The following is a 19,603-nucleotide window of genomic DNA, read 5'->3' on the forward strand; positions in this document are numbered from 1 at the left end:
TCGCTCGAAATGGTGCCGTATGCTCCGAAATGCCTTCAAATACCTGCTCCGCTTCGCTCCCAAGGTACGCGCGCTTTGCATGCCGTGGCTTCTTCTTGCCACTCGCGTCTGGTTCGGACAGGTCGTGCTCGTGCATCAGATCATGGCCATGGCGGAAAGCCATCAAGGCGGTGTAACCGGCGCCGGATTGCATGCTCCGTCCAGCGTTGAGACAGCGCTGCACGGGATCGTGCCGCTCCTGCTCACCGCTGGCCTCCTCACCCGGCCCATAGCGCTGGTGTTGCTCGTTGGTGGATACGGATCGATCGCCCTCGGTCCGGGCGGCGCAACGCTTGTCCTGCTCGCGTGGCTGGTCGTGCTGGGTCCAGGCACGTTTTCCCTCGACGCGATGCTGGGGCGGGGCCTCGCGTGGGTTCCCCTTGGGCCGGTCCGGCAGATCAGGAAATTCTATGAGCTGATCGAACGATATGTGTCACCTGCGCTGCTGCTCGTTTCGCGCGCGGGCATCGCGGCATCGCTCTGTCTAGCTTGCGCATCGACGCCTTCCCTGTTCGAGCCGGCCGTTCATCACAGTCTGGCAACACTGTTTGTCTATCCCTCATGGATCGCCGCGATGCTCGCATTCTGCATCGCTTTCGGCTGCATGACGCGACCGGCGATGTTCATCTATGCCGCCATGGTTCCACTCGCTGGCATAGCGATGTCCATGGACGACCGGCTCGCAATTCTTCTCGTGCTACTTACGTTTGTAGCCACGGGGCCCGGCGTCATTTCGGTGGATCAGTTATTTGCTCACTGGGTGCTCAACAGCCCGGGCAGCGCAGAAGGCGGGTTGGATCGGCATCCACATGTCGTGGTGGTAGGCGGTGGCTTTGGTGGGATCGAGGCAGTTCGCGGTCTGCGCAATTCGCAGTGCCGGATCACCCTCATCGACCAGCGGAATCATCATCTATTTCAGCCACTGCTGTACCAGATCGCGACTGCAGCGTTGTCGCCCGGGGAAATCGCAACGCCGATCCGAAGCCTCTTTCGCGGACAGCGAAACGTACTGGTACGTCTGGGAAGAGTCACGGGCATCGACACCGCCGCCCGCGAAGTGCTAGTCGGCGCAACCCGCCTGGAATTCGACTATCTCGTACTGGCGACCGGCGCACGTCACAGTTACTTCGGCAACGATCATTGGGCGCCGTACGCGCCCGGGCTAAAGAGCATAGAGGACGCAACGTCAATCAGGAGCCGTCTGCTACGGGCATTTGAAGAGGCGGAAACTGCTGCCGACGAAGCAGCCCGTGCCGCGTGGCTAACGTTCATCGTCGTTGGCGGAGGACCAACGGGTATCGAGCTGGCCGGCGCCATCGCGGAACTGGCGCACCATGGGATGGACCAGGAATATCGCACCTTCGATCCGTCGAAATCGCGTGTCATTCTGGTTCATGCAGGGCCCCGCGTTCTGCCGACTTTCCCGCCCTCCCTGTCTGCAGCCGCGGAACGCTCCCTTCGAAAGCTGGGTGTCACGGTCCACCTCGATACCAGGGTGCTGGGCGTGGATGAGGATGGCGCCGATCTCGGTAAAGATCGAATTGCATCCCGCACCATCCTGTGGGCTGCCGGGGTGGCCGCGTCTCCGGTTGCCAAGTGGCTAAACCAGCCTGAGGACGCGTCCGGACGAATCAAGGTGAACGACGACCTCTCTGTTCCGGCAGTAGAAGGCGTCTATGCAATTGGCGATGCCGCTTCGAGTCTGGGCTGGAATGGAGCATCGGTACCGGGGTTGGCGCCTGCCGCCAAACAGCAGGGAAAATATGCCGCGCGGGTGATCGACGCGCAGCTTGCGGGTCGCCCTCGTCCACCTCCGTTTCGATACAGACATTTCGGAAGCCTCGCGACGATCGGGCGTCAGGCCGCAGTGGCGGAAATCGGCCCCATCCGCATGTGGGGTGCGCCAGCGTGGTGGTTCTGGGGCGCCGCACATATCGCGTTCCTCACCGGTGGCCCAAACAGGTTGAAGGTCATTCTGGATTGGCTCTGGGCCTATGTCACCTACCGACGCAGCACCAGACTCATTACCGATCCGGCTTCCGACAGGCGCTCGGATTGATATTCGCAGTGCGCACACCGGCGCTTACTGCGCTCTGAGCATCGCCTGCTGAAGCTCGCGCTTCATGCCTGCCGGCGACCAGTTTGCGCCTGCTTACCCGCCATCCCGGATCGTCTGCGCCTCACGCGTATACCGCATAGGTGGCCGGCCGACGTGAGCCACGTGAAGGCAACGCTGAAGGTGATGGTAGAGCTGTAGCCGCCACGTTGCGCAATCTCGGCGATGCGGCCGTGAATGCGGCGCAGCAGATTCTTCGCGAGCGCAGCAACCGTCCACGGCTTCGTCGGGTGCTCGTGCATTTCCCGGATCGCACCCGCGAGGCGGCTGTCGGACAGTCCCGCGCACGAGGCCCGGTGGCGCATATTTTCCCGCCGTGGATCGCAGTGCATCGATGAGCAGCACCTCCGGAAGGCAAGAGAGGACGCCTTCGCGCGCGGGCCGCTGCCCGCTTGATTCTTCGTGCACAAGTTGCATGAGTGTGGTCAGCCGCTGCTGGCCACGGACGTGCCCGCGTTGCGGTAGCAGCGAAACCAGCAGGGCTGAACCCTGCAATCCGAAGTTGCAGTGGCCCGCTCATATGCATCAACGAGGCAAGTGCGAACCGGCCGGGGCCGCCGATGCACGCGGCCATGGAATAAACTCCTGTTTCCTGTAACCGGCACCCTCGATGAAGCGAACTATGGATATCTCCGCGGCGCAGGCGAAGGAGTCGCATCTGCGCGCCCTGTTCCTGCGCGGCCTGGACGGCAATGGTGCCGCATACCGGCAATTTCTCGTGGAACTGGGCGCGCACTTGCGTGGCTTTCTGCGGCGGCGGCTTGACGATCGCGCGGCCGATGTCGAGGATCTCGTGCAGGAAATATTGCTGGCAGTTCACAACGCAAGGGACACCTACCGCGCCGAGGAGCCGCTGACCGCATGGATCCACGCAATCGCACGCTACAAGCTGGCAGATTACTTTCGGGCACGCTCCCGCCACGACGCGCTGAACGATCCGCTCGACGACGCGTTCGAATTGCTCGCCGCACCTGATCTCGAGCCGGCGCAAGCAAAACGTGACGTAGTAAAGCTGCTGGAGCAGTTGCCTGATCGCCAGCGTCTGCCGATCATGCATGTCAAACTCGAAGGACTATCCGTGACGGAGACCGCGAAGTTGACCGGCTTGTCGGAGTCGGCGGTCAAGATCGGTGTGCATCGTGGGCTCAAGGCGTTGGCTGCAAAGATTCGAGGAACGCGATGAAAACGGATGAATTCATTTCCCTGCTGGCGACCGGCGTCACGCCGGTGGACCACCACGTGCTCGCGAAGCGCTTTTGCGTCGCAGTACTGGTCGGTGCGGCGGGTGCGACACTGATCACGGCGACGCTGCTCGGCATCCGGCGTGACCTCGCCGAAGTCGCACTCAAGCCGATCTTCTGGGCCAAGACCGCGCTGCCCTTATGTCTGATGATCGGCTCGCTGTGGATGTCGACCCGGCTCTCGCGGCCAGGCGTGCGCGCGGGTGGCAGCCGCTGGCTGATTGCTGCGCCGGTCGCGGCAGTGTGGCTTGCGGCAGCGTATGTATTGATGGCTGCGCCGAAAGACGCTCGGCTTGCGATCGTGCTCGGCGAAACATGGCGCGTCTGTCCGGTCCTTATTGCGATTTTGTCGGTTCCCGGCTTTGTTGCCGTGTTTTGGGCGCTCAAAGGACTGGCGCCGACGCGGCTCGCTGTCTCGGGTGCGGCAGGCGGCTTGCTGGCCGGTGCCACTGCGGCGCTCGCGTATTGCCTGCATTGTCCGGAAATGGGCATCCCGTTCTGGGGTGTCTGGTATTTGCTAGGGATGCTGGTACCGACGGTAATCGGTGCTCTGCTCGGCCCGCGTCTTTTGCGCTGGTAAGCACCTACCCGGTTATAACGGCCTTCGAAATTCCACCGCTTCGTCCGGCAGCAAGCGGCGCCATATCGTCAGATATTCGCTCGCCGCTTCGTAGCTCTCATCGTGCGACATGAACACGCCGTCGGCGGCGGGTTCCTCCGCGTCGCCGCCCGGCATCACGTTGAGCAGCAGGCGTCCGCCGGTCGCCGCATCGAGCGTCGCCGCCGCGCGCGCGGCAACGCTCGGCCCGCCGAGCGAAGTCCGTAACGCGACCGGAACAAACGTCGCGTCAGCGGCGCGCCGCTCGCCGCGACCACAAGGGTCGAGGCGGCCGCTGCCCGTGGGAATCGGCACACCGTCTTAGCCACGCAGGGCGGCAGCGACACCGATTTCGCCGAGGTAGGCCATGGTCGGGGCTCGTCCGCTCGACGACACGCCGAGATAGCGCGTGTCGCCCGATGTCGGCAAAAATCAGACGATGTCGGGATTCATCAAAGTGTCAATGCGGAAGTGGAAGAGCACTGCTCGGGGCGCCGCCCGGACCGGCCCAGGTAAGCATCGCGCAACGTATCCAGGTCCAGCAGTTGCGCGGCGCTGCCCTGCGCGACCACTGCGCCGTTCTCAAGCACGTAACCGCGGTGGGCATAGCGCAGCGCCACCGTTGCGTTCTGTTCGGCAAGCAGGAAGCTGACGCCGTCGCGATTGAGCGAGGCCACGATCTCGAAGATCTCCTCGACGATCTGCGGAGCCAGACCCATCGACGGTTCATCAAGCAGAACCAGCGTCGGTCTGGCCATCAGCGCGCGCCCGATCGCGAGCATCTGCTGCTCGCCGCCCGACGCGTAGCCGGCCGGCAGCCTTCGGCGCAGCTTCAGCCGCGGGAAGGTCGCATAGATCCGTTCGAGATCCGCTTCGAGCTCCGCGCGCCGGCCACGCCGCACGAATCCGCCAAGACGCAGATTTTCCTCGACGCTGAGATGGCCGAAGCAGCGGCGCCCTTCGAGGACCTGTACAAGGCCGCGCTCGACGAGTCGCCACGGCTCATCGCGGGCGATGTCGACGCCATTGAACGCAATGCGCCCCGACGTCATCTCGCCGCGTTCGGCATGCAGCAGGCGCGAAATTGCTTTCAGCGTGGTCGTCTTGCCGGCACCGTTGCCGCCGAGCAGCGCGACGATCTCGCCGGCGTCGACGTGCAGCGATACGTCATGCAAAGCCACAATGATCTGCTGCCATGACACGGCGAGTGAGGTCGCTTCGAGCAATCGGGCAGCGGCCATCGCTTAGAGCTCCTTCTGGCAGTCGCGAGGCGTGATGCCTTTTTCCTTCGCGTAGGCATTCGCCGATTTCTCGATGATCGGCCGCAACAGCGCGCGATCCGCCTGGACCCAGTCGCTGATGACCTTCCAGTGTTGTCCGTCCCATTGCTGGAAGCGCACCGCCCCGCCGCCTTCGTGGTCCTCGCAGGTCAGCTTCAAAGGCTGGACCAGGCCAAGCGCGCCCAGCTGTTTGAGTCGTGCGTCGTCGAGGTTCAGATGTTCGAAGCCCCAGCGGACCTGCTCGCCGCTCAACGGTTTGTTGCCGAACTTCTTCTGCGCGGTGCGCAGCGCTTCGACATTCAGGATCCCGTTCACGACGCCAAGGTTGTAATAGACCGTGCCGAAGCGTGCCGGATCCTTCAGATCACCGTTGCCGGCCTTGATGACGTACTGGTCGATCGCCTGAAGCACCGGATATTCTGTTCCGGACGGGTGTGTCGTGATCGAGATGAAGCCCTTGGCCGCTTCACCCGCGGGTCGAACGTCTTCTTCCGAATTGCTCCAGATATTGCCGATGATGTGATCGGTCGGATAACCGACCTTCTGGGCGCCTTTCAGCGCCACGGGATTCATCACACCCCAACCCCGCAAGATCACCCAGTCCGGTGCGATCTGGCGGATCTTCAGCCACTGCGAGCCTTGCTCGTTGCCCGGATGCGGTACCTCGATCTGCGTGACCTCGAAACCATACTTCTTCGCGAGCAGTTCGACCACCGGAATCGTTTCACGTCCATAAGGCGAGCCGTGGTAAAGCACGACGATCTTCCTGCCTTTGAGGTGCTCCAGGCCGCCAGAGCGTTGTCCGATGTAGTTCACGATCGCCGACACTTCGCTGTACGGATTGAGCTGCAGCGGGAACACATATGGGAAGACCGCGCCGTCGGTCGAATCGGTCCGGCCGTGATTGATCGTAATCAGCGGCAGCTTGTCTGCGCTCGAGCGATCGAGTGTTGCGTAGGCAATGCCGACAGACAACGGATTGGTTGCCGCGGTCGGTGCGCCGTCCGGACCGCTGTTCTTCAGACGTTCGTAGCACTCGACGCCCTTCTCGACCACGTACTCCGTTTCGCACTCTTTCCAGACCAGCTTGACGCCGTTGACCCCGCCGTCGCGAGCATTGATCAACTTCATGTAGTCGATAAAGCCGCCGAAGAATCCCGTGCCGCCGGCTGCATACGGTCCAACCCGATAGCTTTGCAGCGGAAAATATTCGGTTCCGCCGGCATGCGCCTGCGATATCGCCACACCGGCTAGTGCGACGCTCGCCGCGAACAGGCGCAGAAGTTTGCCAGGTCCACCGGCGTTGAGTCGAGTAATGTAATTAGCCATGCTGATGTTTTCCGTCTGATTGATGAATCGAAAGCTGGGAAGATTCAGGAAGGACTGTGTTAGCGCCCTTCCTGCCGTCTCGTTCGGCTGCGGCGCGCAACCTGAACCAGCCGGGCGAGACCATCGGGTTCCTTGATGAGAAACACAATGATCAAGGTGCCAAAGATGATCTTTTGCAGGTTCTGCAACTGGTCGGCCCCAATGCCGATCTGTGCGAGCGCGGTCGCGGCATTCGACAGCAGGATTGGCAGCAAAACGATGAATGCGGCGCCGTAGAGGTTGCCGCTGATACTGCCCATGCCGCCGATAATGATGATGAAAAGAACCTGAAACGACAGATTCAGACTGAAGCCGTCCGGCTCGACCGTACCGAGGTAGGCGAATGCCCAAAGCGCTCCCGCTATGCCGAGCACGAAGGAACTGAGCGCGAACGCAAGCAGCTTGCTCTGTCCGACCGGAATGCCGATCACGCGTGCGGCGATATCCATGTCGCGCACCGCCATCCAGCGGCGGCCGAGATCGCTGCGCACGACGCTCGCGCCGAGCAGGAACAGCACCACCACGACGCCGAGCACGAACAGATAGCGTGCGGCCGGTGTATCGATTTGCCAGTGGCCGATTGCAAGGCGCGGCGCGCTAAGCACGCCCGACGTATCGTTATTGGAGAACCAGCTGACGCGAGTAAAGATCCAGACCACGAAGAACTGCGCGGCCAGGGTCGAAACAATCAGATAGAAGCCGCGGATGCGCAGGCTCGGCAAACCGAACAGCACCCCTACTGCCGCGCTGATGCAGCCACCGAGCAGCAGTGCAACAGGCAGCGGCAGCGCGGGTAGCCGGACCAACAGGTTATAAGCCGCGTACGCTCCCACCGACATAAAGGCGGCCGAACCGAGCGACAACTGCCCGGCATAGCCCGTCAGGAAGTTCAACCCCAACCCTGCCAGTGAAAGAATCAGGAATGGGACGAGGATCGCGTTGAGCCAATAATCGTTGGAGACCAACGGCACGGCCACGAACGCTACCAGTACGAGCGAGAACGGCGTCAGCCAGCGCTTGAGATCCGCGCGTCGCGCGTCGAAGGTTGTGCGGGTCAGTTCCATCTTGTCTCCATCAAACGCGTTCCACCGCCGGTTCGCCGAACAGCCCAGCCGGGCGAGCCAGCAGGAATAGCATCGCGATGACATAGGGGAACCAGTTCTCGATGCCATCGCCAATGACTGCGCCGAGATAAACCTCAGCGAGCTTTTCGCTAGCGCCCACCAGCAGTCCGCCGACGATCGCGCCAGTGATCGACGAAAATCCGCCGATGATCAATACCGGCAGCGCTTTCAGGACCACCAGCGACAGCGAGAACTGCACGCCCAGACGCGCGCCCCACAGTAGTCCCGCGACGAGGCTCACGAAGCCGGCCAGTGCCCAGACGATTGCCCAGACCTGTGGAAGCCGCACCCCGACCGCGAGCGCGGCCAGCGGATCGTCGGCGACCGCGCGCAGCTTCAGGCCGAGACGCGAATAGCGGGTCAACGCGCTTAGCCCGATCACCAGTGCGCCGGCGACAGCCGCCGCGAAGAGGTCGAACTTACTGATCATGACGCCGCCCAGGCGCAACGGTTTGTCATCGATACCCAGCTCGAGCCCGTGCACCTGTGCTCCCCATAACAGTTGCGCGGCCCCTTCCAGGATCAGACTCAGGCCGAGCGTCGCCATGAACAGCGTGATCGGTGGTCGATTGACGAGCGGCCGCAGCACCAGCCGTCCGGTGAGCACCGCAATGACGACCAGCGCCGCCAGCGTGATCAGGATCGCGAGCCACGGGGCGATCCCGCGTTCGACCATGCACACATAGGTCAGCGCGCCAAACAGCACCAGCGCTCCCTGAGCGAAATTAAAGATCCCGGATGCCTTGTAGATCAGCACGAAGCCGATCGCAACGACCGAATACATCGCACCGGCAAGCAGGCCGCCCACCAATACTTCGACAAAGAATTCCATCGACTGGTCCCTCAGGCGTGGACTGACGTGCTCGCGTCGTGACGCGTACCCAGGTAGGCCGCTAGCACGCCATCATTCGTGCGGACCTGGTCGGGCGTGCCGTCCGCGATCTTTTTCCCGTAGTCGAGCACCACGACATGATCGGACAGTCCCATCACGACGCCGATGTCGTGCTCGATCAGTACCACCGTGACACCGAACTGCGAGTTCACATCGCGTATCGTGCGAGCCATCTCCTGTTTCTCGGCCGCATTCATGCCCGCCATTGGCTCGTCGAGCAGCAGAAGGCGCGGCTTGGCGGCGACTGCACGCGCCAGTTCGACGCGTTTTTGCAGCCCGTAAGGCAGCGTGCCCACGGCGGCGTCGCGGTAGCGCTCCAGCTTCAGTGCATCTATCACCTCACTCGCATACCTGCGTTGCTCTGCGTCGTCCCGGCGCGCGCGCCCGACGCGCAAAACCTGCTCGATCCAGCTGCTGCGCCGATGCAAACTGCGGCCCGTCAGCACGTTGTCGAGCACGCTCATGCGGCGGAACAGCGCGAGATTCTGGAACGTTCGCGCGATACCGAGGTGAGCGGCACGGTAGGGATCGATGCGTCGATACGCGAGGCCGTCGAAGCGAACGACTCCCTGTTGTGCCCGATACACGCCATTGATCACGTTGAGAAGCGAACTCTTGCCTGCGCCATTCGGACCGATGAGCGCGCAGATTTCTCCGCGCGCCACCGAGAAGCCTATGTCGGTTATCGCCTTGACGCCCTTGAACGATAGCGAGATGTGTTCAAGGGCGAGCAACGGCGCTGCCGAGGTAGTCGCCTGCGTCATGCCAGGGCCGGCTGACGACGGCTCTCCAGTTCGCGAACCAGCGGAAGCACTTTGGCGCCGAAGTATTCGACTTCTTCGATGAAATGCAAGAAGCCGGTCAGTACCAGATCGACGCCGATCGCCTTAAGTTCGACGATGCGCTCGGCGATCTGCTGCGGCGTACCGATCAGATCGGTGCGGAAGCCGTCGTTGTACTGGACCAGATCTTCAAATGTGGATTTCGCCCAGTTGCCCTCGCCTTCAGGCGATGCGCTACCGGCCTGCTTGACCGCGTCGCCGAACGCATGGACCGCTTCCACATGTGCGTTGGCAATGATGTCGTCGAGCACGGCACGCGCTTCGGCTTCCGTGTCACGGGCGATCACGAACGCGTTCACGCCAATGCGCACCTGATGGCCGTTCGCTGCGGCCTTGGCGCGAATATCATCGATCTGCGCTTTGAGGTTTTCGGGCGTATTGCCGTTCGTGAAATACCAGTCGGACACACTCGCTGCGTTGTCGCGGGCAGCGCGCGAGCTGCCACCCTGAAAGATTTCGGGGTGCGGCTTTTGCACCGGCTTCGGACTCAGCGTGTAATCGTTGAAGCGGTAGAAGTCGCCCTTGAACGTGAAGTTGTCCTGCGTCCAGATCCCTTTGAGCGCCTGAATGAATTCCCTGGAACGGCGATACCGTTCATCGTGCTCGAGCCAGGGTTCGCCGATCGCGGTGAATTCGCCCTTAAACCAGCCGCTAACGACGTTGATCGCGATCCGGCCATTCGAGATGTGATCGATCGTCGCGAGCTGCTTGGCGACCACCGCGGGATGCCACGGTCCGGGCAAAATCGCTGCAAGTACCTTGAGACGGGTCGTGGCGTGCAGCAACGCCTGGCTGAACGAGACCGACTCGTGCTGATGCTCGGCGCCATAGCCGGCCGTAAAGCGGATCTGGCTCAGCGCGTACTCGAAGCCTGCCCGTTCGGCGGCCTGGGCGAGACGCTGGTTGTATTCAAGGCTCCAGTCGGTGCGTTGTTCGATCGTACTGACTACCAGGCCGCCGCTTACATTCGGTACCCAGTAAGCAAATTTGACGGCGTCTTGCGAGGTGGACAGGTTATGTGTCATGGAAGCAGATCTCGTCGAAATAGGAATGGTGTTACAGGGCAGATGTCATGCTGCGATCTGGACGTCGGCACGGCGCGGCCGTTGCGCGATGAGTGGCGCGGCACGCTCGATCGCGAGCGCGATGCGCGCGCTCAGCAGCGGACTGCTGACGCGGTGGTCATTGAAATCCGCCTCGGATCCATACACGCCGACAGGAAGCGTATGGGCCTGGAAAAAGCTCAGCAGTGGTCGCAACTGGTGGTCGATCACCAGCGCATGCCGCTCGCTGCCGCCGGTGGCAGCAAGCAGTACTGGCACGTCGAACAAGGTTTCGTGATGAACCAGATCGAAAAGATGCTTGAAGAGGCCCGTATAGGATGCGCGGTACACCGGGCTTGCAACGATCAGCGCGTCGGCTGTCTCGATCGCGCGCAAATGGGCTTCCAGGTCGCGGGTGGCACTCACGCGCGAAAACGTACGCGCTAGCGGTTCGGAGATTTCACCGAGATCCACGAGGTGAGAATGCACGTCGTGCTTATCGGCTACGAGCGCACGCTCGAGCCCCGCGAGCAAACTAACGGTAAGCGCACGCGTTCTCGAAGGTTGTTGCAAGCTTCCCGAAACCGCGACGATACGTAATGGTGTGGTCATAACAATTCCTCTCATCCTCGAAACGCACCGTACTCTCGGGAATTCGATCCGGCGACGGTGTGGGTTGATATAACGCAAGCAATATGCCAATTGCGATGTGTTTCTCGACTACCGCTGCAAACCCCGGCGCTCAGGCTTGGACGGCCTTTGTAAATTCAATACGACAGGTCATTCGCTTAGTAACGCAAAGCATATTCATCGAGCGTATGAACGCTGTGGAGCAATCTGCTTTCGGTGTGCTGCCAGGCGAACAGCAGCAATTCAGATATGAATAGAAAAACGGTTTGAGAATGCTTTCGTTGAGCGCCCAATTGCCCAAGTCCCGGACCTTGTAGTCAATCGGATCATGCAAGGTGTGCATGGAGTCGGGGTTCTCCCACCGTCAACTGCTGGACCAGCAGAATGTGAGCGAACTGCTCCTGGGTCAGCAACGCCGTGACGGATATGGGAGCTCTTTAACACCGCGCCGCTGCGCAAGCAGCATTTGGACTTTGAATATGAGAAATCAATGTTTCCAGCGCCGCAGCGGAGGTGGAACACTTGCTGCTCGATCAGCAATCTGGACCAGCGTCGTTGCACGATCGGGCCTCGAACGGGCTCTGTCGTAAAGCGGGTGGTCCAGTCCATACAGATGGCCCAGCTCGTCTCCAGTCCAGCAAACCACGAAGAGCCGCACCCATCGGTGCAGCACCTGCATGAGAACGCTCGATCGCGCTCGACGCCACAGCAGATCGCCGCGGATCTCGCCGCCCGCTTTTCGTTGACCGCGGTCGAACGGGATCAGCGCGGCGGGACGCCAAAACCGGAGCGCGACGCGCTGCGCGCCAGTGGCCTGCTGGCTCTCAGCATTCCATCTGAATATGGCGGACAAGGCGCTACCTGGCAGACGACCCTTGACGTTGTCCGCATCATTGCTGCGGCCGACGGCTCGCTCGCGCACGTATTCGCGTTTCATCATCTGATGCTCGCGACGGTACGGCTGTTCGGAACCGAGCAGCAGTGGGGATCATGGTTCGAAAAAACGGCCCGCCACGACTGGTTCTGGGGCAATGCACTCAATCCGCTCGACGACCGGACAATCAGCCGGAGCCGCGAGGACTGGCTCGAATTCTCCGGCCAGAAGAGTTTCTGTTCGGGGGCGCTCGACTCGGAAATGCTGATCGCGTCCGCGCGCGACGCGCTGACGAACGCGTTTCTGGTAGCCGCCGTGCCAACGCAACGCAGCGGCATCGCGGTCGCGGACGACTGGGACAACATCGGGCAGCGTCAGACTGACAGCGGAACCGTGACCTTCGAAAGAGTCCGGGTCGATCATCATGAAGTGCTCATCGAACCCGGCCCGCTGTCAACGCCGTTCGCATGTTTGCGGCCGCTTATCGCGCAGTTGAGCCTTGCGCACGTTTATCTCGGCATTAGCGAAGCCGCCTTCGAAGACGCTCGTCATTACACGTTGAATGAAGCGCGTCCGTGGCCGGCGTCGAAGCTCGCAAGCGTCGGCGACGATCCCTACATACTCGGCCAGTACGGCGAGTTCTGGGTCGGACTCGAAGCCGTGCGGACGCTGGCTGCACGGGCCGCTGTCCGGCTCGACAGCGCATGGGCCCGGGGCAGCGCGCTGAGCGAGGCTGAACGCGGCGAAGTCGCGCTGGCAATAGCGACCGCGAAAGTCGCTGCCGCGCAGACAGGACTCGTCATCTGTACCCGGATGTTCGATGTCGCCGGCGCACGAGCGACGCACGGCTCGCTTAGGCTAGACCGCTACTGGCGCAATCTGCGCACTCATACGCTGCATGATCCTCTTGCCTACAAGATGCGGGAAATTGGCGAGTGGGCCCTCAAACGAACCTATCCGACGCCGAGCTTCTACTCATGAACGCCTCTCTTACCGACGTATGGGACAACGGCCTCGTTGAGCCGGTCTCTCCCGCTGGCGCACTGCCCCATGTGTACAGCCTGCCGAATGCGCGCGGGCTGAGCAAGTCGATTCGGGGGCGCGCACAAGTGTTTGTCGATCCGCGCTCGCTGGCTCTGCTTGAACGGGTGCAAAGGGTCGCGCCGAGTGACGCAAACATTCTGATCTCCGGCGAAACGGGTACCGGCAAGGAACTGATTGCCCGTCACGTGCATGGTCTCAGTCAACGTAAGGACAAGCCGTTTGTCGCCGTCAATTGCGGCGCGTTCTCCGAGACGCTGGTCGAGAGCGAGCTGTTCGGGCACGAGAAAGGCGCATTCACCGGAGCGTTCAGCGCGAAGCCAGGCTGGTTTGAAGCAGCGAATGGCGGCACGCTGTTTCTGGACGAGATCGGCGACCTGCCGCTGTCGATGCAGGTCAAACTGTTGCGCGTCCTGCAGGAGCGGGAGGTCGTGCGGCTTGGCTCGAGACAGAGCCTGCCAATCGACGTGCGCGTGGTGGCGGCGACCAACGTCCATCTGCCGCAGGCGATGGCCGCCGGCCATTTTCGGGGCGACCTTTACTATCGGCTTAACGTCGTCCAGCTGGACGTCCCGAAGCTCTGTGAGCGACCCGGCGATATCCTGCCGCTGGCGCGCTATTTCATCGACGATTACCGCGGTCGTCTCGGTTACGGGCCGCGCGAGATCGCGCCACAAGCGGAGCGCAGACTGCTAGCGCATCGCTGGCCCGGCAATATCCGGGAACTGGAAAACGTCATTCATCACGCACTGCTGGTGGGCCGCCACGATACTTTGCAGGAAAGCGACGTACAGCTTGCTGCGTGCGCCCCACCCGCAATCGATCGCCTGCCACGTCCTGACGCACTGACGCAGGACGCACAACAGGCCCTCGAATCCGCTTTGCGAGACCTTCTCGAGACCGAACGCGAAAATCTGTTCGAAGACATCGAGAATACCGTCATCAGGGTTGCATATGAGTACAGCCACCGCAACCAGATTCAGGCTGCAAGGCTGCTGGGGATCAGTCGCAACGTGCTGCGAGCAAGGTTGATCCGGGCGAAGGAGATTGCCGCGCTCAAATAACGGGCAGCCTGCATAGCCGCGCATCGCGCGGCTTGCTTCCCCCTCGCGTTTCTCGCGGCCTTCGCTAGGCAACTGACTCGTTCGCGGCTGATTCCGTTGTAGTCGGCCCCGCCCCGATCTGCCATACATAGGGTGGCTCCGTGCGGTTGATTTCCCAATCACCGATGATCCTCGCTTTGTAGATTAGCGGGTTGTGCGATGCCGCGGTTCGGGCATTACGCCAGTGGCGATCGAGACGGCGGGCCTCGCTGGTGCCCGATGCGCTGAGCGCGTTGAACAGATCGGTCGTAGCTTTGAGAATCAGCTCACTGACAACGACTTGTGCGCGCGCGGAGTCGATTTCCGCTGCGATGTTGGCTTCGTGCTCAGCCTCCGCATTCCCGCCGAAACGTGCTTCGTAGGCCCTCTGAGCCGCCTCCGCCGCCTGAACGGTAGCCGCCTCGGCCGCGAAAACGCGCGCGCCTATCTCGCCGACGACCTGCTGCACCTGTGCATCGCGGGCGACCGACGGCGCGTTGCCGTGACTGAAAATGCGGCGGCGTGAGCGGACCTCGTGCGAGACGTCACGCAGCGCGGCTCGGCCCACACCGGTCAGCACCGCCAGCAGCACGAGCTGATAGAAGGCAGTCTGATACTTGAAGCGGGTGGAGAAATCAATGATGTTCTCCGCCTCGACGAGTGCCGAGTCGAAACGGGTGGTGCCGCTGCCTGTCGAGCGCTGACCAAAGCCATCCCAATCGTCGCTGCGAGTGACACCGGGCTGGTCGGTGCGGACCGCCGCGATGACGTTGCGCCCATCGTCGTCGAGCTGAGCGAATACGTCGATCCAATCCGCGAAAATGGTCCCTGTGGAGTAATACTTCTCTCCAGTGACGAGCCAGCGCTCGCCGTCGCGTTTGACGCGGGTTTGCACCTCGCCGATCGAGACATTCCCGACTTCGGTCCAGGCGTTACCGATGATCTCCCCCGCTACGAAACGAGCAAACCAGCGCTCGCGGTTTGCGTCAGCTGGAGCATTCAGCCGATCCTCCACGAACGCGAAATGCCCGCGAAGCGCCTGTGGCAGGTTCGAATCCGCCTCGCCCAGTTCGACCAGCAAACGGATCAGGTCGGGCAAAGATGCGCCTGCGCCACCGTGTTCGACCGGTATGCGAACGGCGCCGAAGCCTGCCTCCTTGAGCCACCTGATTGGGTCATAAGGCAAAGCGCGTCGTTGCTCGCGATCGAGCGTGCCATCCGCGATCTTCTGAAAGATCGGCCGGAAACGCGCGGATAGTTGCTCGTAGTCCGCACCGCGGGACAAGGAAGCGAAGGCGAGGACGGGTTCGGTTATATCAGATCGATGCAAAGTAGCCATGTGTTCTCCGGAGTGAAGGCGCGCCTCCATGAAGCCTCGCCATGCCATAAACACCTGCACATTGCGTACCAGTTCGCCCGACCCAAGCACGTCGGCGACGGCCCAGTTTTTCCCGCAAGCACCGTGCTGCTCAGACAGCAAAGTGCTGCGTGTAAGCTGATAGAGCCGCAGTCAACAAATTGGATGCTACTGTACGGCCTTTGTCGCGCGTGCGTCTGCTCAAAGGATCTTGGAATTCGTCAGCACGCCCCCTTTTCACAAATAGCCGCCGATCCTCCGGCGCAAGCCTCGCCCCGACGTCAGATATCGCCGATCGACAGTGGCAATTGCGGTTCGCTCACGCCCCCGGAATTGATCAGCCTGACGTAGCTCACATATCTCGCCTCGGCGAGCGTCTGGGCAGCCACCAAACTCCCGGGCAGCGGCGCCCTCAACTCGTTAGGCAAAACATCCGTCAGCAGCTGTTGATAGAGCACTCGGGCCGCTGGATCGCGGTAACGGTTGTCGAGTTCCAGTTGTCCTGCCGTCGTCGCATAGTCGTAGTACTCGAGTTGGCTTCGGCCCGAGATGGTCGTCGACTCCGGTGCCCAGAACGAATAGGTGCCAAGCTTGTTCGCCTGAGTGCGTAGACCAATGATATGCGTCGGCGTACTCGACGCGTTTGGTATGTACGACTCAGGCAGTGTTTCGTCGGTCGTGAAGGTGACATAGGGCCGGCCGGCTGCCGAATCGCTTTTCAGCATCGGAAGAAGATCATGCCTGCCGCCGTACAACTGCGCGTAGTCGCCCGTTAGCCAATTGCGGTTACCGCCGTTGCCTATCGTCACCAGCATCGGAAGAATGTCGACTGAAGAAGTCAGGCCGTCGCGGATCTTGTCGACGTCGCCCGCATACTGTCCCGTAGGATCAACTACGATCAACGGGATGTTGTACGCCTCTTCGTAGCACGTCGAGGTCTTGCCGGACACCATACCGTGCGCGCCAGCGTATTCGCCGTGGTCGGACGTCAGGATAATGATCGTGTTGCGCGCGACATCGTGAGGCAGCGAGTGGACGATCTCGCCAATCCGTTCGTCGACGTCTGTCAGTATCTGCGTGTACGACTCGAGGCTACGCTTCCAGTAACTGAATGGCGATTTGCCGATCCCTTTCGTCACCCCCTGGATCGGCACAGGATATTCAGTGATGACGAAGTCAGCGCTATCCGGATCATCCTGAACACCACCCCATATAGCCTCCTGGATCATTCTGTTGAACGCCTGTGCTGCCGGCTTGGTGCGCTGGATGCGATCCGCCGACTCCCAGTTCGGCGGGACCGCCGCGTACGCCAGCGTCGGTGGATTCTTGAGTGGATTGGTATTCCAATCGTAGTTCGGCGGCCCTACCGTGTAGTCCCGCCATTGCTGATAACCGTTGGGGTTGTAGTTCGAGTTCGCGAAATAATCATGGTAAGTCTGGAATTCCGTTCCCGCCGGGAAGAACTCTTTGTCGTGAGGGTTCACGAGGCCTACGGTCAAACACCAGGGGGCTTCGTTCGGCTTACGCTGGCCGAGCCACGCTACCGCCTGATTGGCGATGTACTCGTCGCTGTAGTACAGGTTGGGAATATCGCCGACGGTGCCCTGCAGGTTGCTGCCAGTTGGATCAGGGAAAGTCATCGCCTGAAATCCGTACTCCTGAAGCTCGCGCTGCCCCTGGACGGTGACCGACAGATGCCATTTCCCGATGTAGGGCGTCGAATAACCGAGGTTGCGCAGCAGCTTGCCATAGGTCGGAAACACCCGGCTGAGCGTTGGTTGAAGCGAACCTTTACTTGACGGGTTATCGAAGATAGTCGTCAGTACCCAGGTTTGCTGCGAGTAAAGACCAGTCACCAAAGTGCCACGTGCTGGTGTACATGCGGAGGCGGCCGTGTAGTGTCCGGAGAACTTAACGCCCCTTCTCCACAGGGAATGCGTTTGGGGCATGAAATGCCTGAGGAAGTCGCCCGGACTGTTGATTCCCGCCGGGAACACACGCGGGTAGCGCATCTCGTCGAGCAGAATGAACAGAATGTTGGGGGTTCCCTTGTGCGCGGCGTCGCCCGTGGCCGACCCGGATGCGCCAAGCGCGAGCTTTGGCGTAGTCAGTGCAGCGCCAATCGCCGATGTCTTCTTGATAAATTCGCGACGGTCCATAATCGTTTCTCCATGTTAGATAGAACGACGAAGGCATCTGCCCTGTCGCGTTGCAGCGCAGTGGAGGCGATTCAATCAGCGTTGATTTATATGAAGAGACCTCTGTTCGGTCTCCTCTGAATTGTCCGGCTAAAGAGACGCGCGGTCCGCTTTTCTGAATTGATGTTTTCAGACCTGAGCCGGCAAAGGGAGGATGCGGGGAAGGCTGTGCGTTTGATGCTAGTTTCTTCTGCAGGCGACGGAAGAGGAAACGTCGAGATATGTGCGGTAGCGCACATTGTTCTGTTGCCGTCCCTGCACCGCCAGTGATGATCGCTTCGCCGGCGTAAGCAATGGATTCGGCCATAAGCTCCAACCGGACGGCTGTCCGCTCAGCGCAAGCCGCCCACGCTGCGCCCGTTGAAAGTGGGCAACGAGCCGTTCAGCGGATCGAAGGAGGTCGGCGGTTTCGGCGGCGCGCTCAGCGTGTTCGTGTAGTTGCGCACGACCGGCGGCAAATAGAAAAACTGCCAGCCGCCATAGGTCTTCTGATTTTCGAAGTCCTGATAGAGAAGTGGAAAACCAGCGCGTTTGATCGGCAAGTCGGTGGAACTGCTATACACGCCGTATATACGCGCGCCCTGTTGCATAAAAACCCAATCGTTCTTACCCGTCACCGGATCCGGATAGGCGCGGCGCAAATGATGCAGCGGCGCCGGAAAACGCGAGTCGTCGAGCAGTTCGTCGATCGACGCCGGCAGCGCCCTTCCAGCGCGGTAGTAGCGAAGAATCGCGAGCCGGTACTGATTGCCTACGAACAGCAGTTGCCGCTCCCGTTCGCGCTGCCGCTCAAGCGACCACACGTCGAGCGCGCCCATCAATGCGATCGACATCAGCATCAGCGCAATCAGGAGCGCCAGCAGAACCATTCCATTTTCGCGAGCGACAGGGTGACGTCTGATTGCCCGCGGGCTCACATCGCTCATTGCGCCGCTCCGGCCCGATCTTTCGGCATCCCCTGCGGACTGCTCGCCGGCATGACGTCGTAGACACCCGTCTTGCTCTCGTCAGGCGATGCCACCGCCGCCCATTTATCGTCACCGTTGACGGGGTCGACCGGAATTGCGCGCAGATAGTGCCTTGTCACCAGATCGTCGAGCGTGTCCGGGTATTGGCCGTTGTCGCCATAGTATTTGTCGATGGCGTCACGCATCACCGCCAGGTTCTGTTGACGCACTTGCTCCTTGCCGCGCTCGATACTGTGCATGTAACGGGGCAATGCAACCGTCAGCAACAGACCGATGATCGCCATGACGACCACCAGTTCAATCAATGTGAAGCCTCTGGCTTTACGCGCGCGCACGGTTGTCATGATGCGGCTCACCACTGTTTGTATGGAATGCCGTTGATGCCGACCCGATCGGATTTCGATGTCACGTCGAACACGTCCTTACCGGCGCGCGAATTGCCGGCGGAACCGTTGTCCGCGTCACCGCCCTCACCTGGATCCGGTGCCTCGCCAAAGGCGCGCACGTTCCACGTGTCCTCGGCCGCAATATCCGCGTCGCCCGTAAAGAACGGATCGCGGGGCACGCGGCGAAGAAACATCAACAAGCCGCCTTTGGGATCTTTCGCATTCTTCACGCCCGTCACCATCACGGTCAGCGAGGGCGGATAGCCGGATGCATCCGCCTCCCGCTCGATCAGGCCGGTGTCGCTCGCTTCCTTGTAAGCGTCCAGTGCGGTGCGAATCTCACGCAGCGCCGCGCTCAGTTGCTGCTCCTTCTGACGCTGCACGATCAGTTCCGAGAACGGCATGATCGCGAGCGCCAGGATGCCGACGAGCGCCAGCGTAATCACCAGCTCGATCAGCGTGAAGCCGCGCTGGCGAGCGCCAGACCGGCGACGCGAAGCCAATGCGTCCGCCTGCGCTTTCAT

18 protein-coding genes and 1 pseudogene are annotated in these 19,603 nt (G+C 61.3%); 5 read left to right on the top strand and 14 right to left on the bottom strand.

What is annotated here, in order from left to right; all coding sequences use genetic code 11:
• Positions 1 to 19 precede the first annotated feature (19 nt).
• Positions 20 to 2,098 (top strand): NAD(P)/FAD-dependent oxidoreductase, encoded by a 2,079-nt coding sequence (locus tag AB4Y34_RS24365; RefSeq protein ID WP_368717458.1) that lies wholly within the window; start codon positions 20 to 22, stop codon positions 2,096 to 2,098.
• 93 nt (positions 2,099 to 2,191) lie between these two features.
• On the opposite strand, the pseudogene AB4Y34_RS24370 reads toward AB4Y34_RS24365, so the two are convergent.
• Positions 2,192 to 2,671, bottom strand: a pseudogene (locus tag AB4Y34_RS24370) (cupin domain-containing protein); the annotation flags it as partial.
• Positions 2,672 to 2,765: 94 nt separating this feature from the next.
• Here AB4Y34_RS24370 and AB4Y34_RS24375 point away from each other — a divergent pair.
• Positions 2,766 to 3,338, top strand: coding sequence for a sigma-70 family RNA polymerase sigma factor (locus AB4Y34_RS24375; protein ID WP_176377735.1), 573 nt, complete (start codon positions 2,766 to 2,768; stop codon positions 3,336 to 3,338).
• Positions 3,335 to 3,976 (top strand): DUF1109 domain-containing protein, encoded by a 642-nt coding sequence (locus AB4Y34_RS24380; protein ID WP_176377734.1) that lies wholly within the window; start codon positions 3,335 to 3,337, stop codon positions 3,974 to 3,976. The genes AB4Y34_RS24375 and AB4Y34_RS24380 overlap by 4 nt, the downstream gene beginning before the upstream one ends.
• A 12-nt stretch (positions 3,977 to 3,988) precedes the next feature.
• Here AB4Y34_RS24380 and AB4Y34_RS24385 read toward each other — a convergent pair whose 3' ends face one another.
• The 8 genes from AB4Y34_RS24385 to msuE all read right to left on the bottom strand — a co-directional run bounded on the left by AB4Y34_RS24385 (position 3,989) and on the right by msuE (position 11,155).
• Positions 3,989 to 4,309, bottom strand: a complete 321-nt coding sequence (locus AB4Y34_RS24385; protein ID WP_368367152.1) for an LLM class flavin-dependent oxidoreductase — start codon at positions 4,307 to 4,309, stop codon at positions 3,989 to 3,991.
• 137 nt (positions 4,310 to 4,446) lie between these two features.
• Complete coding sequence (locus AB4Y34_RS24390; protein WP_176377733.1) at positions 4,447 to 5,235, bottom strand: ABC transporter ATP-binding protein; 789 nt, start codon at positions 5,233 to 5,235, stop codon at positions 4,447 to 4,449.
• Positions 5,236 to 5,238: 3 nt separating this feature from the next.
• On the bottom strand, positions 5,239 to 6,603 hold the full coding sequence (locus tag AB4Y34_RS24395; RefSeq protein WP_368717459.1) for an ABC transporter substrate-binding protein: 1,365 nt from the start codon (positions 6,601 to 6,603) through the stop codon (positions 5,239 to 5,241).
• A gap of 59 nt (positions 6,604 to 6,662) precedes the next feature.
• A complete protein-coding gene (locus AB4Y34_RS24400) occupies positions 6,663 to 7,706 on the bottom strand; it encodes a branched-chain amino acid ABC transporter permease (protein WP_368717460.1) in 1,044 nt (347 codons plus the stop codon).
• Between the two features lie 10 nt (positions 7,707 to 7,716).
• The gene (locus AB4Y34_RS24405) at positions 7,717 to 8,598 is read right to left on the bottom strand and encodes a branched-chain amino acid ABC transporter permease (protein ID WP_176108511.1); all 882 of its coding nucleotides are present in this window, start codon (positions 8,596 to 8,598) and stop codon (positions 7,717 to 7,719) included.
• Between the two features lie 11 nt (positions 8,599 to 8,609).
• Positions 8,610 to 9,422 carry an ABC transporter ATP-binding protein gene (locus AB4Y34_RS24410; protein WP_368717461.1) on the bottom strand — a complete coding sequence of 271 codons (813 nt, stop codon included), beginning with the start codon at positions 9,420 to 9,422 and terminating at the stop codon, positions 8,610 to 8,612.
• A complete protein-coding gene (gene sfnG / locus AB4Y34_RS24415) occupies positions 9,419 to 10,525 on the bottom strand; it encodes a dimethylsulfone monooxygenase SfnG (protein WP_368717462.1) in 1,107 nt (368 codons plus the stop codon). Before sfnG ends, AB4Y34_RS24410 begins: the two co-directional genes overlap by 4 nt.
• Before the next feature lie 45 nt (positions 10,526 to 10,570).
• On the bottom strand, positions 10,571 to 11,155 hold the full coding sequence (msuE, locus tag AB4Y34_RS24420; protein ID WP_368717494.1) for an FMN reductase: 585 nt from the start codon (positions 11,153 to 11,155) through the stop codon (positions 10,571 to 10,573).
• 631 nt (positions 11,156 to 11,786) lie between these two features.
• Between msuE and AB4Y34_RS24425 the strand changes: the two genes are divergently transcribed.
• Positions 11,787 to 13,028 carry an acyl-CoA dehydrogenase family protein gene (locus AB4Y34_RS24425; protein WP_176377728.1) on the top strand — a complete coding sequence of 414 codons (1,242 nt, stop codon included), beginning with the start codon at positions 11,787 to 11,789 and terminating at the stop codon, positions 13,026 to 13,028.
• Positions 13,025 to 14,152, top strand: coding sequence for a sigma-54 interaction domain-containing protein (locus AB4Y34_RS24430; RefSeq protein WP_368717463.1), 1,128 nt, complete (start codon positions 13,025 to 13,027; stop codon positions 14,150 to 14,152). The genes AB4Y34_RS24425 and AB4Y34_RS24430 overlap by 4 nt, the downstream gene beginning before the upstream one ends.
• A gap of 64 nt (positions 14,153 to 14,216) precedes the next feature.
• On the opposite strand, the gene AB4Y34_RS24435 is transcribed toward AB4Y34_RS24430, so the two are convergent.
• From AB4Y34_RS24435 to AB4Y34_RS24455, 5 genes are all read right to left on the bottom strand, one after another.
• On the bottom strand, positions 14,217 to 15,509 hold the full coding sequence (locus tag AB4Y34_RS24435) for an acyl-CoA dehydrogenase family protein (RefSeq protein WP_368717464.1): 1,293 nt from the start codon (positions 15,507 to 15,509) through the stop codon (positions 14,217 to 14,219).
• A 299-nt stretch (positions 15,510 to 15,808) separates the two neighbouring features.
• Positions 15,809 to 17,686 (bottom strand): sulfatase-like hydrolase/transferase, encoded by a 1,878-nt coding sequence (locus tag AB4Y34_RS24440; RefSeq protein ID WP_176377726.1) that lies wholly within the window; start codon positions 17,684 to 17,686, stop codon positions 15,809 to 15,811.
• Between the two features lie 371 nt (positions 17,687 to 18,057).
• Entirely contained in the window at positions 18,058 to 18,594 is a 537-nt protein-coding gene (locus AB4Y34_RS24445) for a type II secretion system protein (RefSeq protein ID WP_255215096.1), read from the bottom strand.
• Positions 18,595 to 18,647: 53 nt separating this feature from the next.
• A complete protein-coding gene (locus AB4Y34_RS24450; RefSeq protein WP_176119772.1) occupies positions 18,648 to 19,037 on the bottom strand; it encodes a type IV pilin protein in 390 nt (129 codons plus the stop codon).
• 8 nt (positions 19,038 to 19,045) lie between these two features.
• A complete protein-coding gene (locus AB4Y34_RS24455) occupies positions 19,046 to 19,603 on the bottom strand; it encodes a type II secretion system protein (protein WP_368717465.1) in 558 nt (185 codons plus the stop codon).

It is taken from the genome of Paraburkholderia sp. BR10954 (genome assembly GCF_040965775.1).
Classification (GTDB): Bacteria; Pseudomonadota; Gammaproteobacteria; order Burkholderiales; family Burkholderiaceae; genus Paraburkholderia; species Paraburkholderia youngii.

What these genes read in the sequence shown, in the direction of transcription:
- AB4Y34_RS24410 (WP_368717461.1), bottom strand. Translation starts at nt 9,422, where the DNA reads ATGACGCAGGCGACTACCTCGGCAGCGCCGTTGCTCGCCCTTGAACAC.
- AB4Y34_RS24435 (WP_368717464.1), bottom strand. Translation starts at nt 15,509, where the DNA reads ATGGCTACTTTGCATCGATCTGATATAACCGAACCCGTCCTCGCCTTC.
- AB4Y34_RS24395 (WP_368717459.1), bottom strand. Translation starts at nt 6,603, where the DNA reads ATGGCTAATTACATTACTCGACTCAACGCCGGTGGACCTGGCAAACTT.
- AB4Y34_RS24430 (WP_368717463.1), top strand. Translation starts at nt 13,025, where the DNA reads ATGAACGCCTCTCTTACCGACGTATGGGACAACGGCCTCGTTGAGCCG.
- AB4Y34_RS24405 (WP_176108511.1), bottom strand. Translation starts at nt 8,598, where the DNA reads ATGGAATTCTTTGTCGAAGTATTGGTGGGCGGCCTGCTTGCCGGTGCG.
- AB4Y34_RS24400 (WP_368717460.1), bottom strand. Translation starts at nt 7,706, where the DNA reads ATGGAACTGACCCGCACAACCTTCGACGCGCGACGCGCGGATCTCAAG.
- AB4Y34_RS24445 (WP_255215096.1), bottom strand. Translation starts at nt 18,594, where the DNA reads ATGGTTCTGCTGGCGCTCCTGATTGCGCTGATGCTGATGTCGATCGCA.
- AB4Y34_RS24375 (WP_176377735.1), top strand. Translation starts at nt 2,766, where the DNA reads ATGAAGCGAACTATGGATATCTCCGCGGCGCAGGCGAAGGAGTCGCAT.
- AB4Y34_RS24425 (WP_176377728.1), top strand. Translation starts at nt 11,787, where the DNA reads ATGGCCCAGCTCGTCTCCAGTCCAGCAAACCACGAAGAGCCGCACCCA.
- sfnG (WP_368717462.1), bottom strand. Translation starts at nt 10,525, where the DNA reads ATGACACATAACCTGTCCACCTCGCAAGACGCCGTCAAATTTGCTTAC.
- AB4Y34_RS24450 (WP_176119772.1), bottom strand. Translation starts at nt 19,037, where the DNA reads ATGACAACCGTGCGCGCGCGTAAAGCCAGAGGCTTCACATTGATTGAA.
- msuE (WP_368717494.1), bottom strand. Translation starts at nt 11,155, where the DNA reads ATGACCACACCATTACGTATCGTCGCGGTTTCGGGAAGCTTGCAACAA.
- AB4Y34_RS24440 (WP_176377726.1), bottom strand. Translation starts at nt 17,686, where the DNA reads ATGGACCGTCGCGAATTTATCAAGAAGACATCGGCGATTGGCGCTGCA.
- AB4Y34_RS24390 (WP_176377733.1), bottom strand. Translation starts at nt 5,235, where the DNA reads ATGGCCGCTGCCCGATTGCTCGAAGCGACCTCACTCGCCGTGTCATGG.
- AB4Y34_RS24365 (WP_368717458.1), top strand. Translation starts at nt 20, where the DNA reads ATGCTCCGAAATGCCTTCAAATACCTGCTCCGCTTCGCTCCCAAGGTA.
- AB4Y34_RS24380 (WP_176377734.1), top strand. Translation starts at nt 3,335, where the DNA reads ATGAAAACGGATGAATTCATTTCCCTGCTGGCGACCGGCGTCACGCCG.
- AB4Y34_RS24455 (WP_368717465.1), bottom strand. Translation starts at nt 19,603, where the DNA reads ATGAAAGCGCAGGCGGACGCATTGGCTTCGCGTCGCCGGTCTGGCGCT.